We start from the raw sequence: 18,402 nt of genomic DNA on the forward strand, positions 1-18,402 counted from the left end.
CTCCCCCAGCACCTCCCCACCCGGACCGAAGACGACCGCGCCCACCGGCACATCCCCCGGCGGAGTCCTTTGCGCAACCGCAATCGCGCGGCGCATGCGCGCTTCAGCGTCGCGTAACGGCTTCGATGAACTCATCCAAAAACCCGAGGTCCTCCGCGATCGTCTCGGCCAGCTCGTGCGGGCCGGGATCGCTGTCGAGCAGGATGCTCAAGCGCTCCTCCGACAAGCCCAAGTCGCCGAAGATAGCGAAGTCGCCGTCGGCCCACGCGTCCACGTCGTCCAGCTCGTCGGGGTCGATGTCGGGGACGTCAACGCCCGCCTCGTCGAGGATGTCCGCGGCGAAGTCGTCGTCGACGGCCATGGTGGCGTCGGAAAGCAAAAGCCTCACCTTGCTGGGGCCCGGACGAACCACCACCAGATAGTCCTCCTCGACGTTGAGCAGCGCGAACGCCGCACCTTCGCTGCGCAGCTGGCGCACCGCGCGGACGGAGGTGCCAAGGTCGGTGAAATCGTCGCGGAAGGTGCGCACCACCCAACCGGCGTCGGTGCGCGCGACGGTGACCGCGTACCCGTCCTCGAAATCGTGGCTCATGGGGCCCAAGCGTAGTTAAACTCGGGCAGCATGAGGCAAAGTGGTGTTTTACGTCCAGTCTGCGTTGTCGGCAACGGCCTGATCGGCGGGTCGCTGATGCGGGACTTGGCGGCGGAGGGCGCCGAAGTGTTCGGGCACACGCAGTCCAACGCCGGTGCGAGGCAGGCGCTTGCCGACGGCTTCGATATGTCCACCAACCTCCCCGAAGTACTTTCGCGCGCCGAGGAGCTCGGGGCGTTAATCGTGGTCGCCGTCCCGTTCGACGCTGTCGGAGGCGTCCTGGACGCGGTGGCGCAGTACGCGCCGAGCTGCGGCGTGACCGACGTAGTGTCGGTGAAGGGGCCGGTGTACGAGCTGGTGCGCGAGCGCGGGATGGAGGCGCGCTACGTCGGCGGCCACCCGATGGCCGGCACCGAGTCCTCCGGGTGGGCTGCCTCCCACACGGGCCTGTTCACCCGCGCGGCGTGGGTGGTGACGTACGACTATGCGCTTGAGGTAGATCGCGTGCCCGAGATGTGGGCGGAGATGTTCGGTCAGGTGTGCCGCATGGCGGCGCTGGTTGGCGCGGAGGCGGTGCCGGTGTCGGCCGCGAAGCACGACGAAGCGGTCGCGCGCGTGTCCCACCTGCCGCACGTGCTGGCCGAGGCGCTGTCGGTTGTCGGCGACCGCGGCCACACGCTGGCGCAATCGCTCGCCGCCGGGTCGTTCAAGGGTGCGACGCGCGTAGCTGGCACGCAGCCGTCGCTGGTGCGCAACATGTGCGAGACCAACGCCGCGTCGCTGGTGCCGGTGCTCGACGAGTACATCGAGATCCTGCAGCGCGCCCGCGGCGAGCTCGCCTCAGGCGAGCCGTCGATGGAGTGGCTTGCGGAGTCCGGCTTCCGCGCTCACGAGCGCATGGCCGCCCGCTCCGGCGCGCGCCGCGAGTCGGTGTCGCCGGTGGCAATTTCGTCGCGCCCCGTCATGCGCCTGCACCCCGGCGCCCCGGGGTGGGTTAGGCAGCTGCAGCAGATCGAGTCGCTGGGCGGCCGCGTCGAGGTGTTTTAAGCTTCCCGACGCCGCCCCATCGCCACATACGCCCCACCAATAATCAGCGCCAAAATACCGAGCGAGATCACCGTCTGCATCGGGGTGCCGGTATCGGCGAGATCGTCGTCGCGGTCGTCGGAGCTCGAGTTCGAGGTCGAGCGGACCACGGTGCTGCCCTTCGCGTTCGTCACCGTGGTGCGCGAGCCCCCGGAGCCGGCGACGCTGGTCGTGCGGCCGGTGGAGACCTTGCCGTTGAGCGTGGTCGCGCGCGCACCGGTGGTCTCGGTCGTGGTGGTGCTGGTGGTCTTGGTGCCGCCCTTGGCCATGCCCGCGCCGAGCGCCGCCGGACCAGCCAGCGCAGCAACCAGCGGCTGCACTTCTTCGATCACGTCGAGGATCTGCTGCGGCGTGGACTTGGTCGAGGTGGTCGACGTCGACGCCTTCGGCAGCACGATCTCCGCACCGTCCGACTCGCGCGAGATCGATTTCTGCGCGGTGCGGTAGCCGTTCGGCGCGGTGCGCACGCCGAGGGTCACCTCCTTGCCGTTGCCCACGTTGCCCGGGATGAAGACGTACACCAGACCGTTCTCGTCTGTCTCGCCGCGGACCTCGACGTCAAGGCCGTGCACGCTGTAGACCTGCGCGTACTGCACCGGGTCGCCACCGTCGGTCTTGACGGTGATGCCGATCGTCGCGTCAGCGTACTTGGGCTTTTCGTTGCCGGACGCTGGCGCGCTATCGATGGTGATGTCCAGAGATTCCTGGTCTGCCCCAATCTCCCAGGTGCCGCCGCGGTTGCCCTCGATCTCCACGTAGAACTTGCCCTCGGTTACAGGCACGTCCAGCGTCGCGTCGCCGAACCGGTTCGTGGTGGAGGTTCTACCGGTGTAGTCGTCGCTAACAACCTTCAGCTTCACGTTGGGTTCGACGCGGCCAGCGTCGTCCTTCACGGTCACCTCTAGTTTGCGGGTCTCCGGCTTTTTCCCGTCGCCGGTGCCGGCGGTGCCGCCCGCGTTTGCATCAGCTCCGGTGTCGCCGTCTCCACCGTCGGCGAGGAGCGTGACGTACATGCGCTTGTCGGTAGGGGCGAGCTCGTGGGTTTCGCCCTCGACCAGCACGTCGACGGCGCCGGTGCCGGCGGGCACGTCAACGACCACCTGACCGTTGCGGTCGGTGTCGGTGGAGACGCCGAGGTCGGCGATGTTCACGGCGGCGCCCTTGACGGCGCGGCCCTTGTCGTCGGCGACGGTGATCGGCACGCGGCGGGCCTCGGCGGAGAAGACAGTAGCTTCGCTGCGCACCTCCTCGGCCGGAGCAGCCGGTGCGGCAGCAGCCGGGGACGGGGTCGGTTCGCCGCGCTCGGCGACAACGGTCGGGACGGACACGTCGCCGACGGCGCGGGCGACGTCGTTGGCCGCGTCGCCCACGCGGGCGAGGTCGCGCGCAATTTCGGCCGCGTCCGGGCGGGAAGACGCGGCTGGGACGGCGTGCTCGCCCGGCAGCGGGGCGGGCTTGTTGAACTGGGTCACCGGCTTGTAACCCGCGCCGAGAGGCAGGTACGCAAGCTCGCGGAAGTTGTCCACGACCTCGTTGGTGCCGGTAGCGACAACCTCGGTGCCCTTCAGCTCGATGGTGCGGGCTTGGTCATCGGCGAAAACAAAGGTGTCGTTCGGCTTGGTGTAGGCGTAGTTGAGGTTGGAGGGTGCGTCAACAAGCAGGCCCTGGCGAACAGCAACCTGATCGATGGCAACCCGGCCGTTGGTGGTGTCCAGCGTCCACTTGTGCACGCCGCCGCGCTTGTCGCGGGAGATGGCGTACAGCTCGTGCTGCTTTTCCGGGTCAGTGCTGGACGCCCATGCGCTGGGGAAACCGATCTCGCCCGTGCCCGCCGGCAGGGTGAGCTTCTGCGACTTCACAGCCAGGGAGGACGCGTCCTTGATCTTGTCCGCGAATAGGGGGTTCGTCAGGTCGTCCTTGGCCAGGCTGAGCGTGCGGAACTCCGAGCCCGAGAACAGCACCAGCACGCCGGACGGAGTGATTGCGGCGGAAGCGACATCCTTAGTGTTGATGCCGCGCAGGTCCAACGCGCCGAGGTCCGCGAGCTGGTCCATATCCGGCTTGATACGCAACAGGTGGCCTGCCGGCTTGCCGCCCTCACCCGTGGAGATGGCGTAGATACGGTCCGCGCCCGGATAGTACGCCACGGCGGTGTAGGTCCAGCCGCCGGAGGAGTAGCGGGCGTCGGCGGAACCGCTGCCCGGCTTCACCGTCTTCACCACCGAACCCGCAACGCGGTCGAGATTGTTGTTGATCACCGAGTTCGCGCCGTTGATGGTTCGCGCGATGTCCAGCGGGTTGATCTCCTGCGCCTCGACCGGGGTCAACGCAAACGCGCCGGCAACTGCGGCAGCCAGGGAAACGCCAGCGACGCGGCGGGTGTTCTTCGGGTTTTTCATGGGTACCTCTCGAGTGATTTTGGGCGCACGCGTCCGCACACCCAGAAAGCCACATCTGAATGTACTTGCGTTATAGGCCTATCTCAATACGTGGAAGGAAAACGTGAAAACCGCTTAGAGCCCGAGGATCGAGGTGGCGATCATGAAGTAAATGATGAGCCCCGTCGCGTCGCAGAACGTGGAGATGAACGGGTTGGAGAACACCGCCGGATCTGCGCCGACGGTTTTGGCGATGATCGGCATCGCACCACCCACGGTCGCCGACATCGTGCAGATGGAAAGCAGCGTCAAGCCAATCACCGCCCCGAGATCCATGCCGTACACCAGCGAGGCCAGCGCGAAACCGAGGCCGCCGAGCACCGCACCCAGCATCAGGCCGACGCGGACCTCGCGCCACATCACCCGCACGATGTCGGACTTTTTCACGTCGCCGAGCGCCAGCGCGCGCGCCACCGTCGTCGCCGCCTGGTTGCCGGTATTCCCGCCGGTGCCGGTGAGCAGCGGGATGAATAGCGACAGGACGACGGCCTGCTCCATCTTCTCCTCGAAGACGTCGAGAACCTGCACGGTGAGGATCGCGGAGACGGCCAGCACCAGCAGCCACACGATGCGCGAACGCACCAGTTTGGTCAGCGGCGTGGACAGGTACGGCTGCTTCAGCGCCTCCGAGCCGCCCTGGCGGGCGCTGTCCTCGGTGTCCTCGCTTTCCACGATGCCCTGGGCCTCGTCGAAGGTGAAGATGCCGACGAGCCGGTTGCCCGAATCCACCACCGGCAGCGCGAGCAGCGCCAGCGGGAGGAACCAGCGCGCGGTCTCCTCCGCGTCGGCGGTCGCTTCCGCCGACGGTGACTCCTCCAGCATGTCGGCAACGGGAGTGTCGGCGTCCGCAAGGAACAGCCGGCGCATCTTCACAATGCCGAGCAGCTGCCGGTCGCGGTCGATCACCGGGAGGGTGTAGAGCGTCTCCAAGTCCTCTTCCTGCTCGCGCAGCATCTCGCGGACCTCGCGCGCCGTCATCTCGAGGTAGATCTCGGGGATCTCAGGTGACATCACGCGGCCCACAGTCCCCTTCTCGTAGCCGAGAACCGCGTCGGTGTTTTCCTTGTCCTTTTCGCTCAGGTCCCTCAGAAGGCGCTCGGCGACGGGTCCGGGCAGCTCGTCGAGAAGCATGACTCGGTCCTCCGCCCCCATGCCCTCAAAGAACGCTCCGACACTGTCGCTGCCCAGCGCGTTGACCATTTCCGCCTGGTGGCGTGGGTCGAGCGCGTCGAACACAACGCCTGCGCGTTCCGGCGGCAGCAGGCGGAACAGCACCGCGGCGCGCTTGACCGGCGAACGCTCAATCAGCCGGATGATATCGCTCAGCTTCGCGTCCTGGAGCAGCCCGGAGATCTGTTCCGCGTCATCGCCGCGCATCCGCGTCTCAACGACCTTTTCAAGTTCACGCAGAGCGTCGCGTTGCTGCATCGATGCCATACCGACCCCATTCATCCGCACAAAAAGCCGGCCAGGGTGGTCCTGACCGGCTAGAGTTTGGTGCGCCCGGAGGGATTCGAACCCCCAACCTTCTGATCCGTAGTCAGATGCTCTATCCGTTGAGCTACGGGCGCTTGCAACGTGGGATTACATTACACGGCGGCACGTATTGCTCCAAAACCGCAGGGCATGATGCTTTTCGAGGCCCCCTTCCCCCCGGGGGCACCCACTAACTGAGAACGTCCTAAGTTTTACGCAGGTGGCGTTACGTTTCTGGGCAGCTTTGGGATACTACCAATGATTTTCCCACCTCCCTGCCAAAAAGGAGCCCTCATGGCAACACCAATCAAGCACCGCCGCGTCGTCGCGGCCGGCGTCCTCTCCTTGTCCTTGATCGCGCCGTCTGTTGCCATCCCTCAGGCCGCCGAGCTCGTCTTGCCTGCCGCCGCCGCCCAGAATGCTGACGTTTTCAACGGCCGCTACACCACTGCAAACTTCTGGAACGAGAAGGAAGCAGTCGTAGAGGGTCTCACGCTTGAGCCGGGGACGAAGGTCGAGCCGACGACGAACACCATCTTCAATTGGAATTTCCGCAACGACGGCGGCCAGCTGGTACTCATCCGCCCGCAGTCGCAGGCCGCGTTTAAAACCGGCGATGTTGATATTCGCGTGAAGGTTACTCCCGCCAACGGCAACGCCTACCGCACCACGTTGAAGGTGACTGTTGTCGATGAGGGCCGGACGCCGCCTGCGGCGGTTGAGGAGGCCGTCGACAAGCAAAGCTTCGACGAGCGCTACCCCACCGCCAACTTCTGGAATGCGAACGAAGCGGCCGTTGAGGGGCTGACCCTTCAGCCGGGCACCACCGTCAAGCCGGCGGCGAACACCATCTTCAACTGGAACTTCCGCAACGACGGCGGCCAGCTGGTGCTGATCCGCCCGCAGTCGCAAGCCGCATTCCGCGCCGGCGAGGTTGACATCCCGGTGCGTGTGGCGGAAGGGAATGGCTCGACATACAACACCACGCTCAAAGTGAACGTCATCGACGCGCGAACTCCGAAGGAGTGGGAGCAGCAGCTGGCGAAGACTTACACCATGGACTTCGAGAAGTCTGCTGAGCCGAAGGCGATTGAGGACATCACGTTGCCGGAGGGCGTGACCCTGTCTAAGGGAACCGTTGCACCACCACCTCCGGGCTGGGGGGTATCCGTTGAGGGCGGCAAGGTGACCGTCAAGCCTGCGTCGACCTTTACCGAAGGCTTCATCGAGTTGCCCGTGACTGTGAACGACGGCACCGATGAGTTCGGCGCGAAACTCCGAATTAACGCGAAGAACCCGCAGACCTCCACCTCCGACATCACTAGCGGTGTTGGTAAGACGATCGGGTCCATCGTCGGCGGCCTGCTCGGCATCCCGAACTTGGGCAACCTCTTGGGTGGCGGCTCGGGCGGCTCCGGCGGCGGCAGTGGCCGACTCGTGAACGTGGTGATCACGAACAATGCCAACAACAACGGCAGCCCGAACATCATCATCACGAACAACGCCAACCCGGTGATTACCGGCAACGCGAATGACAATGGCTCGAACAATGGGTCCCACAACAGCGCCGTCATCACCAACAACGCCAACCCGGTGATCACCGGCAACGCGAATGACAATGCCTCGAACAATGGGTCCAACAACAGCGCCGTCATCACCAACAACGCCAACCCGGTCATAACGGGCAACGCCAACCCGAACGTCGAGATCAAGGACAACGCCAACCCGGTCATAACGGGCAACGCCAACCCGAACGTCGAGATCAAGGACAACGCCAACCCGTCCGTCGTCATCACCAACAACGCCAACCCGGTGATCACCGGCAACGCGAACCCGAACGTGGAGATCAAGGACAACGGGTCCAACAACGCCTCCAACAACACGGCGAATGTCTCAGACAACGCGAACCCAACCGTCGTGATCACCGGCAACGCCAACCCAGTGATTACCGGTAACGCCAACCCGAACGTGGAGATCAAGGACAACGGGTCCAACAACGCGTCGAATAACACCGCGGAGATCAAGGACAACGCCAACCCGGTTGTGACCGGTAATGCGAACCCGACCGTTGGCGGCGGCCTCGGCAGCGCGCTGGGCGGCTCGTCGAAGCGCGACAAGGGCAACGGCAACGGTGACGGCAACGGCGCAGCTGGCGGCGGCAATGCTGGTAGCTCCAACCGCGGCGGCTCCAGCATCGGCGCTGACGTCGAGGCCACCGGCGGCCTCACCGACCCGCGCTGCGTCGCATCGCTGGCCGGTCTCGGCCTCCCGCTGCTGCTCGCCATCCCGGTCGCCCTGGCTCAGGGCCTGAACACGCCGGGTCTCGACCAGCTCTCGGCCCAGGTCGCCGGCGCGCTCAACGACACCGCGCGCAACTTCGGCGTTGAGGCGGCGCAGGTCACCGCGGTCGCCGGCGGTGTGGTCGGCGCGACCTTGGCCGTGGTTGGTGCCCTCGCGCTCGCGACCTGCATCCCCGACGTGCAAAACGTTGGCATCACCGTAGGCGGCCCGAAGACGGTAACAGAAACGTCCCCCACACCCGCCCCGGCGGCCACTGTGGTGACCAACCCGACGGAGCCGACCGCCGCGGCGTAAACCACTGCAGAGCTAAGAAAACCCCGCGTGAGCGGGGTTTTCCTTCTGTGCGCCCGGAGGGATTCGAACCCCCAACCTTCTGATCCGTAGTCAGATGCTCTATCCGTTGAGCTACGGGCGCGTGGCGGAGACGACAGGATTTGAACCTGCGGCCCTCGTCAAGAAGGCAACTCCTTAGCAGGGAGCCCCATTCGGCCACTCTGGCACGTCTCCAGACCTCGTCACAGCTTAGTCCACGCCACACCACGGGCAAAATACGCACTGATTTTTCCGTAACATCAACGGTATGAAACTCAACACTTGGCTCAACTCCGGCTTCTGCGCCCGCGGCGACCACGCCGATACCTCCAACTGGATCGTCTGGTTCCCCGCGAACCTCGACGCTTTGACCGCTGGTCCGCTCGCAGGCGACAGCAACTCGGTTCCCTTCTACCTCACCCCGAAGACCTCGGTACTTGCGGTCGACACCCCGGGCGAGATCGTCCTTCTCGGCGTCCCGCTCGGCGACCTCGAGGGTTCCTGGCGCTTCAGCGACCGCTCGGGCGCCGGCTCCGACGTCAACTCCGTCGAGTCGTTGGAAGAGGTCGCGGGTCTCATGGGCAACGAATTCGGCCACCGCACCGACGGCACCGCTGTGGTGCAGCTGCGCGGCACGTTCCCGATCGAGAAGGTCCAAGTGGTTGCCGGCCAGAACCGCGCGGCCACGAAGCGCGCGATCGGCCTGCTGAACGGCGTGGAATCGGACTTCGACGGCGAGCGCCAGTTCCACACCATGCCGGAGCTCTTCCCCGACGAGGCGTAACCCCCAAAAAAGAAATGGCGGAGACGGCGGGATTTGAACCCGCGGAGGTGTGACCCTCGCCGGTTTTCAAGACCGGTGCATTCGGCCGCTCTGCCACGTCTCCAACTCCGGTAATGCTACACGCAGGTATTCTGGGCGGGCATGAAGGCCATCCAGATCACGGACCCGAATAACCCCCGCTCGCTTGAGCTGCAAGAAGTGGCTGCACCGGAGCTCGATGAAGGCTCGGTGCTCGTCAAAGTCACGGCCGCCGGGGTCAACCGCGCCGATCTTGTGCAGGCCGCCGGCAAGTACCCCGCGCCGGAGGGCGAGTCGAACATCATCGGGCTGGAGTGCTCGGGCGTGATCGTGGATCCGGGCACCACGGACCGCAAAGAAGGCGAGGAGGTCGGCTGCCTGCTCGCAGGCGGCGGCTACGCCGAGTACGTCGCCGTGCCTGAAGGTCAGCTCATGCCGCGTCCGGAGAACCTCACGATGGTTGAGCTCGCTGGCGTGGTCGAAGTCGCCTGCACGGTGTGGTCGAACTTAGGCATGGTCGCGGGCATCCGCGAGGGCTCCAAGGTGCTGATTCACGGCGGCTCGGGCGGCATCGGCTCGTTCGCGATCCAGCTGTGCAAGGCGCTGGGCTGCGAGGTGGCCGTCACGGCGGGCTCGGAGGAGAAACTCGCGTACTGCCGCGAGCTCGGCGCCGACATCGCGATCAACTACAAGGAGCAGGACTTCGCCGACGAGCTCAAAGGGTGGGCTGACGTGATTTTGGACGTCGTCGGCGGGCCGTACCTCGAACCGAACATCAAGGCGCTGGCTGTGGACGGCCAGCTGGTGGTCATCGCGCTGCAGGGCGGGCACAAGGGTGAGATTTCGCTGGGCCGGATGATGCCGCGCAGGCAATCGCTGCACCCTACCACCCTGCGCGCGCGGCCGCGGGCAATGAAGGCGGCAATCGTGCGCTCGACCATCGAAAACGTCTGGCCGCTCATCGAATCCGGGGAGATTGTGCCCAACGTGAGCAGGACTTTTCCGCTTGTCGACGCCGCCTTAGCCCACGACCACCTCGACTCCGGAGAAAGCACCGGCAAGATCGTGCTGGAAGTCGGGGCCGGCGGGAACTAGGCGAGGCTCGCGACGGTCCTCGTCAGCTGCACGACGTCAGCCTGGGTGTTAAACGGGCTGAGGCTGACGGTGACTGCGCCGCCCATGTCGTCGACGCCCATGTCGGTGAGCAGCTGCGTCAGCGGCGTCTCGCTGGCCACGAGCCCGTTGGCTACGAGGCGCTGGTACACCGTCGCCGAGGGCACCCCGTTCACGCCGAACGTCAGGCGCGGGATGCGGTCGGGGCGGGCGTGCTCCGCGGCCTCGCCGGACACACCCACGATGTGCACGCCGGGCAGGGTGCCGAGGAAGGTGTAGAGGTCTTCGCGCAGGTGCTCCATGTAGTCGGCGGCCTCTGCCATCGACGCCACCAGGCGGTTGCGGCGCGACACCTTCCCCTCGGCTACCGCTGCCGGGACGGCCAGCGAGGCGTAGTGCTCGACCGTCGCGGAGACCCCGCCGGCCAACCCGGGCGCGACCGGCAGATCGAGCATCTGGCGGTCGAGGCGGCGCAGCATCGCCTCGTCTCGGAACACCAGGGCGGAGATGTGCGGCCCGCCCAGCTCAGCCACGTCGAGGGCGACAATGTCGGCCCCGAACTCGTCGAAGGTGAGGGGGCGGTAGGGGGCGTAGACGGTGGCGTCGACAAGCAGCCATGCCCTCGAGCGCTCCCGGAGCTTCTCCCCCACCGACGCGACCGCAACCACCGTCCCGAGCTCGGCGTGCGCCGCGGGCACCGACACCAAGCGGGTGGAACCGTCGACAAGATCGGCGAACTGCCACGCGGGAAGCTCGCCCGTCGCCAGGTCTGCCGCAGCCCAGCGCACCTCAGCGCCGGTGCCTTGAAGGATGCTGGTCAACTGCGGGCGGTCGAGGTTGTTCAGCACGATCGTGGAGTTGTGGCGCAGCACCGGGCGCATCGCGTTGGCCAGCGCCATGTAGAGCGACGAAATGTTTGGCCCCAGCACCACGCGCTCCGGCGTCGCGCCCACCAGGTCCGCCACCGCCGCCTTTGCGTCCGCGATCAACGTTGCGCCCTCAGGTGCGCCCGGCGCGTGGCGGGTGTGGGTGCCGCGCGCCGGCTCGGGCGGAGCGACCGTCGGGGCCGCGCGGAAGCTGCGCGCCACCGCCGAGGCCACGCGCTCCGGTACCTGCGGCGCGTCGTGCGCGTTCAGGTACGTCCACCCGCCCGAAAGGGATGTGTAGAGCCCGCGCACACTCGCCACGTCATACGCCATGCTGCCCACACCTCACTCGCGGTTTCATTAGTCCATAATTATGCACGCTGCGTTCACACGCTGCATCCTCGCAGCGTGGCGGCAGCGGGGCCGACCCACCACGCAGGTGCGCGGGAAACGCACCCGCGGGCGCTAGGGTGTTGAGGGTGCAGGACATTCAACAATTGCGCTCCGACGTGGCCAGGATGACCAGTGAGCCGCCGTCGGCGACGCCTGCGTCCAAGTCCAAGACCATGGCCATGTCGTGGCGCGACCTGGCCTACGGGTGGCGCCAGAACGAGCTGTGGCTGCAGCTCGGGTGGCAGGACATCAAGCAGCGCTACCGCCGCTCCACGCTGGGGCCTTTGTGGATTACCATCGCCACCGGCGTGATGTCGCTCGCGCTCGGCCTGTTGTACTCCATGCTGTTCCAGATCGACGTGGCGGCGTTTTTGCCGCACGTCACCGTCGGCTTCATCGTGTGGGGTTTTATCTCTGGCTGCATTAAAGACGGCGCGAACGTCTTCATTGAAAACGAGGGCCTGATCAAGCAGCTGCCGTCGGCGTTGTCGGTGCACGTGTACCGCTTGGTGTGGCGCCAGCTGCTGTTTTTCGCGCACAACATGATCATCTGGCTCTTGCTGATCATGATTTTCCGCATCCCGCTCGGGTGGAACGTGCTGTGGGCGATCCCGGGCCTGATCTTGCTGGTGATCAACGGGGTGTGGGTGACCATGCTGTTCGGCATCATCGCCACGCGCTTCCGCGACGTCGCGCCGCTGCTGGAGGCGTTGGTGCAGCTGCTTTTCTACGTCACCCCGATCGTGTGGACGACCGACACGCTGAAGGAGCAGGGCGGCGAGGTTGCCCGGCGCGCCCTGCTCGCGGAGATTAACCCGCTGTACCACTACCTCGAGATCGTGCGCGCGCCGCTGATTGGCAAGACGGTGGACCCGTACCACTGGTGGATTGTCATCGGCTGCACGGTGGTGGGGCTGTTGGTGTCCTTGTTCGCCATGCGCCAGATGCGCTTCCGCGTGCCGTACTGGGTATAGGAGTTTCACATGGTTTCAATCGACACCTACAACGCCTGCGTGGACTTCCCCATCTTCGACGCCAAATCGCGGTCACTGAAGAAGGCGATGATCTCGTCCGCCGGCGGGCGCATCGGTAAAAACGACGCCAACACCGTGGTGGTGGAGGCGTTGCGGGACATCAACCTCCACCTGCGCGAGGGCGACCGCGTGGGCCTAGTGGGCCACAACGGTGCGGGCAAGTCGACGCTTTTGCGCCTTCTGTCGGGCATCTACGAACCCACCCGCGGCTCCGCTGAGGTGCGCGGGCGAGTTGCGCCGGTGTTCGACCTCGGCGTGGGCATGGACCCGGAGATCTCGGGCTACGAGAACATCATCATCCGCGGCCTCTTCCTCGGCCAGACGCGTAAGCAGATGAAGGCGAAGATGGACGAGATCGCGGAGTTCTCCGAGCTCGGCGACTACCTGGACATGCCGCTTCGCACGTACTCCACCGGCATGCGAGTGCGCTTGGCGCTCGGCGTGGTCACCTCGATCGAGCCGGAGATCCTGCTGCTCGACGAGGGCATCGGCGCCGTCGACGCCGCGTTCATGTCCAAGGCCCGCGTGCGTCTAGCCGAGATGGTGGAGCGCTCCGGCATCCTCGTCTTTGCCAGCCACTCGAACGACTTCCTCGCCCAGCTGTGCACGACAGCGTTGTGGGTGGACAAGGGCGAAATCCGCAAAGCCGGCTTGGTCAACGAGGTGGTTGAGGCCTACGAAGGCCCGGAGGCCGGCGAGTACGTCACCGAACTGGTCGAGCGCTTCCACGGCCCAGGGTTCGCCCGGTAGCAACTGAGCAAGGCACAATACACACCATGACCGCCACGCTAAGCAGCACTGGAACGACCGCCGCCGTCATTGTCACCCACAAGCGGGTGGAGTTGCTCGCCGGCAGCTTGGAGCAGGTGGTGAACCAGACGCACCCGGTGGACTGGGTGATTGTGGTGGACAACGGGGCGGAGCCGGAGGTTGAGCAGCTGCTCGCCGACATGGCCGGCGAGCGCGGCGTGTACTTGGCAAGCAAGACCAACCTCGGCGGCGCGGGCGGGTTCGCGTACGGGTTCCTGCACGCGCTCGCGCTAGGAGCCGACGCGATCTGGTGCGCCGACGACGACGGGCGCCCGGCGGACCACGCAACGCTGGCAGAGCTCTACCGCGTGGCGGAAGCAAGGCGCCTGCACGAGGTGAGCCCCGTGGTGGCCAACATCAGTGACCCGGCAAAACTCGCGTTCCCGCTGCGCCAGGGCACGGTGTGGCACCGCCGGGTGGACGAGCTGGAGGGCGACTTTTTGCCCCGCTACGCCAGCCTGTTCAACGGCGCGTTGATCTCCGCGGAGGCGATGGAGCGCATCGGCGTGCCCGACTACCGCCTGTTCATCCGCGGCGACGAGGTGGAGTACCACCGCCGCTTAGCGCAGTCGGGGCTGGACTACGGAACGGCGCTGACCGCCTTTTACCTTCACCCGGACGGCTCAGGCGAGTTCCACCCGATTATGGGCGGCCGCGCGCACGCGCAGTGGCCGGACAACGACGCGAAGCGCTACTTCACGTACAGAAACCGCGGCTACATCATCAACCAGCAGGGCATGCGGAAGATGAAGCTGCAAGAAGTGGTGCGCTTCGGGTGGTTCTTCCTCGTTGAGAAGAAGGACCCGCGCGGGTTTATTCAGTGGCTGCGGCTGCTGCGGATGGGGGCGCGGGAGGATTTCCGCCGGCCGTAGGCTCAGACTGCGAAATGATCTTCGTCTCCTCGCGGAAGATCACGTGGCGCTGCAGGACGAAGTTGGTCACCGTCGCCACACCCTGGGCGATGACGAAGGCGAACAGGTCGGTGAAGAACTTGCCAAGGCCGAGCGCGCGAAGCGGCGGCGCCGCCCAGCGGTAGAGCAGCAGCTGCACCGCGAACGTAGATGCGTACAGCAGCGTCACCGCGCCGGCCTTGCGGGCGTTGACCTCGGCTTGGAAGGCGAAGCGCGAGTTGAGCAGGTACGCCGCGAGCGTGCCCACGCACCAGCCGATTGCCTTCGACATCTCGCGCGACAGTGGCGTGAGCTGGGTGAGCGAGTAGGTCACGCCGAAGTCGAGCACGGCGCAGCCGATGCCGATGATCACGAACGGCACCAGCTGTTTCTTCAGGGCGGTTGAACTCACGGCCGGAGAGTCTACCCGCGCAAAAGGTCGCGGTAGACATCCAGGCGCGCCGGAAGCGGCAGGTCGGCGCAAAGCGCGTCGAGCTGGCTTATCGACACCGCGCACAACCCCCGGATCTCCCGCACATTCATCTCGCCCCACCCCAGCGAGCGCATGATCGATTCGGTCAGATCCGCGGTAACCTCCTCGTCCACGCAGCAGGCCGACGCCAAGACGACGGACCAGAAGGCGTCGCGGGCGCGCGGGTCTTCCTCGAGCGGCAGGCTTTGGAGGATGGGGCTGGGGTGGTTCGACGGGGCGTCGGCAAGCAATGCCCTCTCTACCCCGAGTGCCTGGATGAGCGGAACAAAGTCGTGGGAGGCGGCGCGGCGCAGCACGTCGCGGGCGTCGGCCCGCACAAGCTCTTCGAGGCCTTCGGCGCGCTCGACGCCGAGCAGCCGCGCGTTGACCTCGCGGATGTTGAAGGCGGCGCCGCCGAAGCTGCCGGAGCCCGCAACGCAAATCGACGGCGGGGTGGATTCGTCGCGCCTGTACACGTCGGCCAGCTGCATGCCGAAGGTCCACAGGCCCCACGTGAACCGGGTGGATTCGCCGGGGCGGGTCAGCACCTCGCCCAGCTCAAGCGCGGCGTCAGCCTCCGCGCGCACCCGGTCGGAGCGGTCGTCGATGCCGAAGACGGTGGCCACGACGCTTCTGCACTCGTCCACAGTCGTGCGCTCGTGGATGCCGACCCAGCGGTACACAGTGTCGTCCGCAAGCAGCACGCACCGCACCATCAGCGTGTCGCCGACGGAGCTCTCCCCGGCGAGCCGCGCCCGCGCATCGGACAGCGATATGACGGGCGCCAGGTAGTCCGATGTGTAGATCGTGCTCGACATGGCGCCCAAGATACCTATTTCCGCAGGCGCTTCGCTGCCAGGTACGCCGCCCCAAGGGATGCACCAAGGAGGGCTTCAGGCTTGTCGACGCCCCGTTTCCCCATCCCAGCCGCCACCGCGTCAACCGCCTTGGACGCAGTCCAGCACGCGGCCGCCGCACCCGCGGCAAGCCCCGCCAGCACGCCCCACGACAGCCCGACGGAGTCCTCTTCCCCCTGCTCCTCGTCCACCACCGCGGTGAGATCGTTCGTTTTGTCCTCCTCGAACGCGTTGAACGCGGCGATGGTGGCAACGTTGCCCAACACCAGCGGCACGCGCGCGGCGGGCAGCGCCGCGAACGCGGCGATGAACCCGGCCTGGATGCACTGGCCGGCAAACGTGTTGTCGAGCGCGTTGTAGTCGATGCGCTCCTCGTGCGCGGTGTCCTGGATGGTCATGCCCGCCGATCGTACCGGTACGGTTTGACGCATGGAGCAACCGCTAAACCACTTCATGCAGCAGTTGATGGCCCAGGAACTGCCGGTGCTGGACTCGGCCAGCCGGGCGCGCGTGATGAAGGTGCTGAAGGAATACGACGGCCCCGTCATCACGAGCCAGGACGAGCTTCCCGCGGAGATCCGCGAGATCCTCGAACTGTAGGACTACAACTTTAGGATGAAAGTCACACCATTTGCTCACGGTTTTGGGCGGACCGCTGGGTAACGTGGGGAGCCATGACACTGCACACCGATTTGAAGTCCCTGCATGGCTGGGGCAGAACGGCGCCTTCGACTGCGCATGTCCTTTCCACCCCTGACGTTGACGTGATCAAGGCGGCCGTCGCGCAGGTGGCGGACGAGAACTCGTCCCTTCCGGAGTACGCGCGCCGCGGTGTGATCGCCCGCGGCCTGGGCCGCTCCTACGGTGACCCGGCCCAGAACGGCGGCGGCTTGGTCGTGGACATGAACCCGCTGAACCAGATCCACTCCATCGACCCGGACACCGGCATCGTGGACGTGGACGCGGGCGTGAACCTGGACCAGCTGATGAAGGCGGCCCTGCCGTACGGCCTGTGGGTTCCGGTGCTCCCCGGCACCCGCCAGGTGACCATCGGCGGCGCCATCGGCCCGGACATCCACGGCAAGAACCACCACTCCGCGGGCTCTTTCGGTGACCACGTGCTGTCCATGGAGCTTCTGGTTGCGGACGGCCGCGTGCTCCACCTCGAGCCGGAGGGCTCCGCAGACGACCCGGACGGCACCCTGTTCTGGGCCACCGTCGGCGGCATGGGGCTTACCGGCATCATTCTGCGCGCGCGCATCCAGATGACGAAGACGGAGACGGCCTACTTCATCGCGGACACCGAGCGCACCACGACCCTCGACGAGACGATCGCGCTGCACTCCGACGGCTCCGAGGTCAACTACACCTACTCGTCTGCCTGGTTCGACGCGATCTCCGCGCCGCCGAAGACCGGCCGCTCAACCATCTCCCGCGGCTCCTTGGCCACGCTCGCGCAGCTTGAGGAGTACGCGCCGAAGCTGGCAAAGGACCCGCTGCGCTTCAAGGCCCCGCAGCTGATGACAGTGCCGGACATCTTCCCGTCCTGGACCATGAACAAGCTGACGCTTTCCGCCATCGGCGAGGCGTACTACCTGATGGGCGCGCCGGCGAAGAACCAGGTGAAGAACCTCACGCAGTTCTACCAGCCCCTGGATCTGATCGGCGAGTGGAACCGCGGCTACGGCGACGCCGGCTTCCTGCAGTACCAGTTCGTGGTGCCGACTGACGCTGTCGAGCCGTTCAAGGACATCATCTACCAGATCCAGTCCTCGGGCCACTACACGGCGCTCAACGTGTTCAAGCTGTTCGGCGAGGGCAACCGCGCACCGCTGTCCTACCCAATGAAGGGTTGGAACGTCTGCGTCGACTTCCCGATCCGCGACGGCCTCAACGAGTTCCTCGACCGCCTGGACGACCAGGTGATGGAGTTCGGCGGCCGCCTCTACTTGGCCAAGGAGTCCCGCACCTCCGCCGAGAAGTTCCACGCCATGTACCCGGGGATGGCAGGCTGGCTGGAAACCCGCCGCGCGATCGACCCGACCGGCGTGTTCGCCTCCGACATGTCCCGCCGTTTGGAACTGAACTAAGGAGAACCAATGCTTAACGCAGTAGGCCAAGCCCAGAACATCCTGCTGATCGGCGGCACGTCCGAGATCGGCCTCGCCATTGTCAGCGAACTTGTCTCCCGCGGCGGTGCCCCGACCGTCACCCTCGCCGCGCGCGAGGAGTCCCCGCGTATCGACGCCGCCGTTGCCACCCTCCAGCGCGCCGGCGCATCCGAGATCCGCCTCGTGGACTTCGACGCCCTTGATTTCGAGTCCCACCCTGCGGTGATCAACGCCGCCTTCGACGCCGGTGACGTCGACGTCGCGGTTGTCGCCTTCGGCACCCTGGGCGACCAGGAGGAGCTGTGGCAGGACCAGGCGAAGGCCGTGGATTCCGCGCAGGTGAACTACACGGCGTTCGTCTCCGTCGGCGTGCTGTTGGGCCAGGCCATGAAGCGCCAAGGTCACGGCACCATCATCGCCATGAGCTCGGTCGCCGGCACCAAAGTCCGCCGCTCCAACTTCGTCTACGGCTCGGCGAAGGCCGGTATGGACGGCTTCTACCTGCAGCTTGGTGAGGCGCTTCGCAAGGACGGCGTGAAGGTCACCGTGGTCCGCCCGGGCCAGGTGCGCACTAAGATGACGGCCGGCTTGAAGGAAGCGCCGCTGACCGTGAACAAGGAAGATGTGGCGCAGGCAGCTGTCGACGCCGCGCTGAGCGGCGAGCGCTTCGTGTTCGTGCACAAGCTGTTCTGGCCCATCTCGACCGCGCTGCAGCTCATCCCGGCGCCGATCATGCGCCGCCTGAGCTTCTAACCGCGGATGTGTTCACGCCCCAGTGAACACATCCCTGCCGCGGCCTGTGGTGTATTCACTTTCCTCAGGCCGTTTTCATTACCGATCGAATTTGTT

General features: G+C 66.0%; 17 protein-coding genes, 4 tRNA genes and 1 pseudogene. 10 read left to right on the plus strand and 12 right to left on the minus strand.

Features of this window, described 5'->3' with window-relative positions:
• Together V6D40_RS09085 and V6D40_RS09090 are read right to left on the minus strand one after the other, a co-directional pair.
• A pseudogene (locus tag V6D40_RS09085) lies at window positions 1–135 on the minus strand (nucleoside deaminase); the annotation flags it as partial.
• Window positions 104–592 (minus strand): tRNA adenosine deaminase-associated protein, encoded by a 489-nt coding sequence (locus V6D40_RS09090; protein WP_334290045.1) that lies wholly within the window; start codon window positions 590–592, stop codon window positions 104–106. The gene V6D40_RS09090 and the pseudogene V6D40_RS09085, both read right to left, overlap by 32 nt.
• A 30-nt stretch (window positions 593–622) precedes the next feature.
• Between V6D40_RS09090 and V6D40_RS09095 the strand changes: the two genes are divergently transcribed.
• Entirely contained in the window at window positions 623–1,639 is a 1,017-nt protein-coding gene (locus tag V6D40_RS09095) for a prephenate dehydrogenase (protein ID WP_334290046.1), read from the plus strand.
• On the opposite strand, the gene V6D40_RS09100 is transcribed toward V6D40_RS09095, so the two are convergent.
• The 3 genes from V6D40_RS09100 to V6D40_RS09110 all read right to left on the minus strand — a co-directional run bounded on the left by V6D40_RS09100 (window position 1,636) and on the right by V6D40_RS09110 (window position 5,687).
• Entirely contained in the window at window positions 1,636–4,077 is a 2,442-nt protein-coding gene (locus V6D40_RS09100) for a hypothetical protein (protein WP_334290047.1), read from the minus strand. The genes V6D40_RS09095 and V6D40_RS09100 overlap by 4 nt on opposite strands.
• Window positions 4,078–4,191: 114 nt before the next feature.
• The gene (mgtE, locus tag V6D40_RS09105; protein WP_334290048.1) at window positions 4,192–5,553 is read right to left on the minus strand and encodes a magnesium transporter; all 1,362 of its coding nucleotides are present in this window, start codon (window positions 5,551–5,553) and stop codon (window positions 4,192–4,194) included.
• Between the two features lie 58 nt (window positions 5,554–5,611).
• A tRNA-Arg gene (locus V6D40_RS09110) sits at window positions 5,612–5,687 on the minus strand.
• Between the two features lie 199 nt (window positions 5,688–5,886).
• Between V6D40_RS09110 and V6D40_RS09115 the strand changes: the two genes are divergently transcribed.
• Complete coding sequence (locus V6D40_RS09115; protein ID WP_334290049.1) at window positions 5,887–8,187, plus strand: hypothetical protein; 2,301 nt, start codon at window positions 5,887–5,889, stop codon at window positions 8,185–8,187.
• 48 nt (window positions 8,188–8,235) lie between these two features.
• Here V6D40_RS09115 and V6D40_RS09120 read toward each other — a convergent pair.
• Window positions 8,236–8,308, minus strand: a tRNA-Arg gene (locus V6D40_RS09120).
• A 1-nt stretch (window position 8,309) separates the two neighbouring features.
• Window positions 8,310–8,400 (minus strand) — tRNA-Ser (locus V6D40_RS09125).
• Window positions 8,401–8,473: 73 nt separating this feature from the next.
• On the opposite strand from V6D40_RS09125, the gene V6D40_RS09130 reads away from it, so the two are divergent.
• A complete protein-coding gene (locus V6D40_RS09130) occupies window positions 8,474–8,989 on the plus strand; it encodes a hypothetical protein (RefSeq protein ID WP_334290050.1) in 516 nt (171 codons plus the stop codon).
• A gap of 15 nt (window positions 8,990–9,004) precedes the next feature.
• On the opposite strand, the gene V6D40_RS09135 is transcribed toward V6D40_RS09130, so the two are convergent.
• Window positions 9,005–9,092: transfer RNA gene (locus V6D40_RS09135), tRNA-Ser, on the minus strand.
• 38 nt (window positions 9,093–9,130) lie between these two features.
• On the opposite strand from V6D40_RS09135, the gene V6D40_RS09140 reads away from it, so the two are divergent.
• A complete protein-coding gene (locus V6D40_RS09140; RefSeq protein ID WP_334290051.1) occupies window positions 9,131–10,102 on the plus strand; it encodes an NAD(P)H-quinone oxidoreductase in 972 nt (323 codons plus the stop codon).
• On the opposite strand, the gene V6D40_RS09145 is transcribed toward V6D40_RS09140, so the two are convergent.
• On the minus strand, window positions 10,099–11,319 hold the full coding sequence (locus V6D40_RS09145; RefSeq protein ID WP_334290052.1) for an aminotransferase class V-fold PLP-dependent enzyme: 1,221 nt from the start codon (window positions 11,317–11,319) through the stop codon (window positions 10,099–10,101). The genes V6D40_RS09140 and V6D40_RS09145 overlap by 4 nt on opposite strands.
• Window positions 11,320–11,504: 185 nt before the next feature.
• Between V6D40_RS09145 and wzm the strand changes: the two genes are divergently transcribed.
• Genes wzm through glfT1 form a run of 3 tightly spaced genes read left to right on the plus strand, consistent with a single transcriptional unit; the run spans window position 11,505 to window position 14,095 of the window.
• Window positions 11,505–12,353 (plus strand): galactan export ABC transporter permease subunit Wzm/RfbD, encoded by an 849-nt coding sequence (gene wzm, locus V6D40_RS09150; protein WP_334290112.1) that lies wholly within the window; start codon window positions 11,505–11,507, stop codon window positions 12,351–12,353.
• A 9-nt stretch (window positions 12,354–12,362) separates the two neighbouring features.
• Window positions 12,363–13,163 (plus strand): galactan export ABC transporter ATP-binding subunit Wzt/RfbE, encoded by an 801-nt coding sequence (gene wzt / locus V6D40_RS09155; RefSeq protein ID WP_334290053.1) that lies wholly within the window; start codon window positions 12,363–12,365, stop codon window positions 13,161–13,163.
• Between the two features lie 26 nt (window positions 13,164–13,189).
• Entirely contained in the window at window positions 13,190–14,095 is a 906-nt protein-coding gene (glfT1, locus tag V6D40_RS09160) for a galactofuranosyltransferase GlfT1 (RefSeq protein WP_334290054.1), read from the plus strand.
• Here the strand turns inward: glfT1 and V6D40_RS09165 are convergent.
• From V6D40_RS09165 to V6D40_RS09175, 3 genes are read right to left on the minus strand one after another with little or no spacing between them, the layout of a single operon-like run.
• Window positions 14,037–14,525, minus strand: a complete 489-nt coding sequence (locus V6D40_RS09165) for a GtrA family protein (protein WP_334290055.1) — start codon at window positions 14,523–14,525, stop codon at window positions 14,037–14,039. The genes glfT1 and V6D40_RS09165 overlap by 59 nt on opposite strands.
• 11 nt (window positions 14,526–14,536) lie before the next feature.
• Window positions 14,537–15,403, minus strand: coding sequence for a hypothetical protein (locus tag V6D40_RS09170; protein WP_334290056.1), 867 nt, complete (start codon window positions 15,401–15,403; stop codon window positions 14,537–14,539).
• 14 nt (window positions 15,404–15,417) lie between these two features.
• The gene (locus tag V6D40_RS09175; protein ID WP_334290057.1) at window positions 15,418–15,840 is read right to left on the minus strand and encodes a hypothetical protein; all 423 of its coding nucleotides are present in this window, start codon (window positions 15,838–15,840) and stop codon (window positions 15,418–15,420) included.
• A gap of 31 nt (window positions 15,841–15,871) precedes the next feature.
• Here V6D40_RS09175 and V6D40_RS09180 point away from each other — a divergent pair, with 31 nt between their 5' ends.
• The 3 genes from V6D40_RS09180 (at window position 15,872) to V6D40_RS09190 (ending at window position 18,306) form a co-directional block, all read left to right on the plus strand.
• On the plus strand, window positions 15,872–16,042 hold the full coding sequence (locus V6D40_RS09180; protein WP_334290114.1) for a hypothetical protein: 171 nt from the start codon (window positions 15,872–15,874) through the stop codon (window positions 16,040–16,042).
• A 74-nt stretch (window positions 16,043–16,116) separates the two neighbouring features.
• Window positions 16,117–17,532, plus strand: coding sequence for an FAD-binding oxidoreductase (locus V6D40_RS09185; protein ID WP_334290058.1), 1,416 nt, complete (start codon window positions 16,117–16,119; stop codon window positions 17,530–17,532).
• 9 nt (window positions 17,533–17,541) lie between these two features.
• Window positions 17,542–18,306 carry a decaprenylphospho-beta-D-erythro-pentofuranosid-2-ulose 2-reductase gene (locus V6D40_RS09190; RefSeq protein ID WP_334290059.1) on the plus strand — a complete coding sequence of 255 codons (765 nt, stop codon included), beginning with the start codon at window positions 17,542–17,544 and terminating at the stop codon, window positions 18,304–18,306.
• Window positions 18,307–18,402 lie beyond the last annotated feature (96 nt).

The sequence above is a fragment of the Corynebacterium sp. Marseille-Q4381 genome, assembly GCF_036881695.1.
In the GTDB taxonomy this organism is placed as follows: Bacteria; Actinomycetota; Actinomycetes; order Mycobacteriales; family Mycobacteriaceae; genus Corynebacterium.

Excerpts from the sequence above, each read along its gene's own strand:
- V6D40_RS09190 (WP_334290059.1), top strand. The coding sequence starts at position 17,542 with ATGCTTAACGCAGTAGGCCAAGCCCAGAACATCCTGCTGATCGGCGGC.
- V6D40_RS09115 (WP_334290049.1), top strand. The coding sequence starts at position 5,887 with ATGGCAACACCAATCAAGCACCGCCGCGTCGTCGCGGCCGGCGTCCTC.
- V6D40_RS09170 (WP_334290056.1), bottom strand. The coding sequence starts at position 15,403 with ATGTCGAGCACGATCTACACATCGGACTACCTGGCGCCCGTCATATCG.
- V6D40_RS09095 (WP_334290046.1), top strand. The coding sequence starts at position 623 with ATGAGGCAAAGTGGTGTTTTACGTCCAGTCTGCGTTGTCGGCAACGGC.
- glfT1 (WP_334290054.1), top strand. The coding sequence starts at position 13,190 with ATGACCGCCACGCTAAGCAGCACTGGAACGACCGCCGCCGTCATTGTC.
- V6D40_RS09130 (WP_334290050.1), top strand. The coding sequence starts at position 8,474 with ATGAAACTCAACACTTGGCTCAACTCCGGCTTCTGCGCCCGCGGCGAC.
- V6D40_RS09175 (WP_334290057.1), bottom strand. The coding sequence starts at position 15,840 with ATGACCATCCAGGACACCGCGCACGAGGAGCGCATCGACTACAACGCG.
- V6D40_RS09145 (WP_334290052.1), bottom strand. The coding sequence starts at position 11,319 with ATGGCGTATGACGTGGCGAGTGTGCGCGGGCTCTACACATCCCTTTCG.
- V6D40_RS09100 (WP_334290047.1), bottom strand. The coding sequence starts at position 4,077 with ATGAAAAACCCGAAGAACACCCGCCGCGTCGCTGGCGTTTCCCTGGCT.
- wzt (WP_334290053.1), top strand. The coding sequence starts at position 12,363 with ATGGTTTCAATCGACACCTACAACGCCTGCGTGGACTTCCCCATCTTC.
- wzm (WP_334290112.1), top strand. The coding sequence starts at position 11,505 with ATGACCAGTGAGCCGCCGTCGGCGACGCCTGCGTCCAAGTCCAAGACC.
- V6D40_RS09180 (WP_334290114.1), top strand. The coding sequence starts at position 15,872 with ATGGAGCAACCGCTAAACCACTTCATGCAGCAGTTGATGGCCCAGGAA.
- V6D40_RS09090 (WP_334290045.1), bottom strand. The coding sequence starts at position 592 with ATGAGCCACGATTTCGAGGACGGGTACGCGGTCACCGTCGCGCGCACC.
- mgtE (WP_334290048.1), bottom strand. The coding sequence starts at position 5,553 with ATGGCATCGATGCAGCAACGCGACGCTCTGCGTGAACTTGAAAAGGTC.
- V6D40_RS09140 (WP_334290051.1), top strand. The coding sequence starts at position 9,131 with ATGAAGGCCATCCAGATCACGGACCCGAATAACCCCCGCTCGCTTGAG.
- V6D40_RS09185 (WP_334290058.1), top strand. The coding sequence starts at position 16,117 with ATGACACTGCACACCGATTTGAAGTCCCTGCATGGCTGGGGCAGAACG.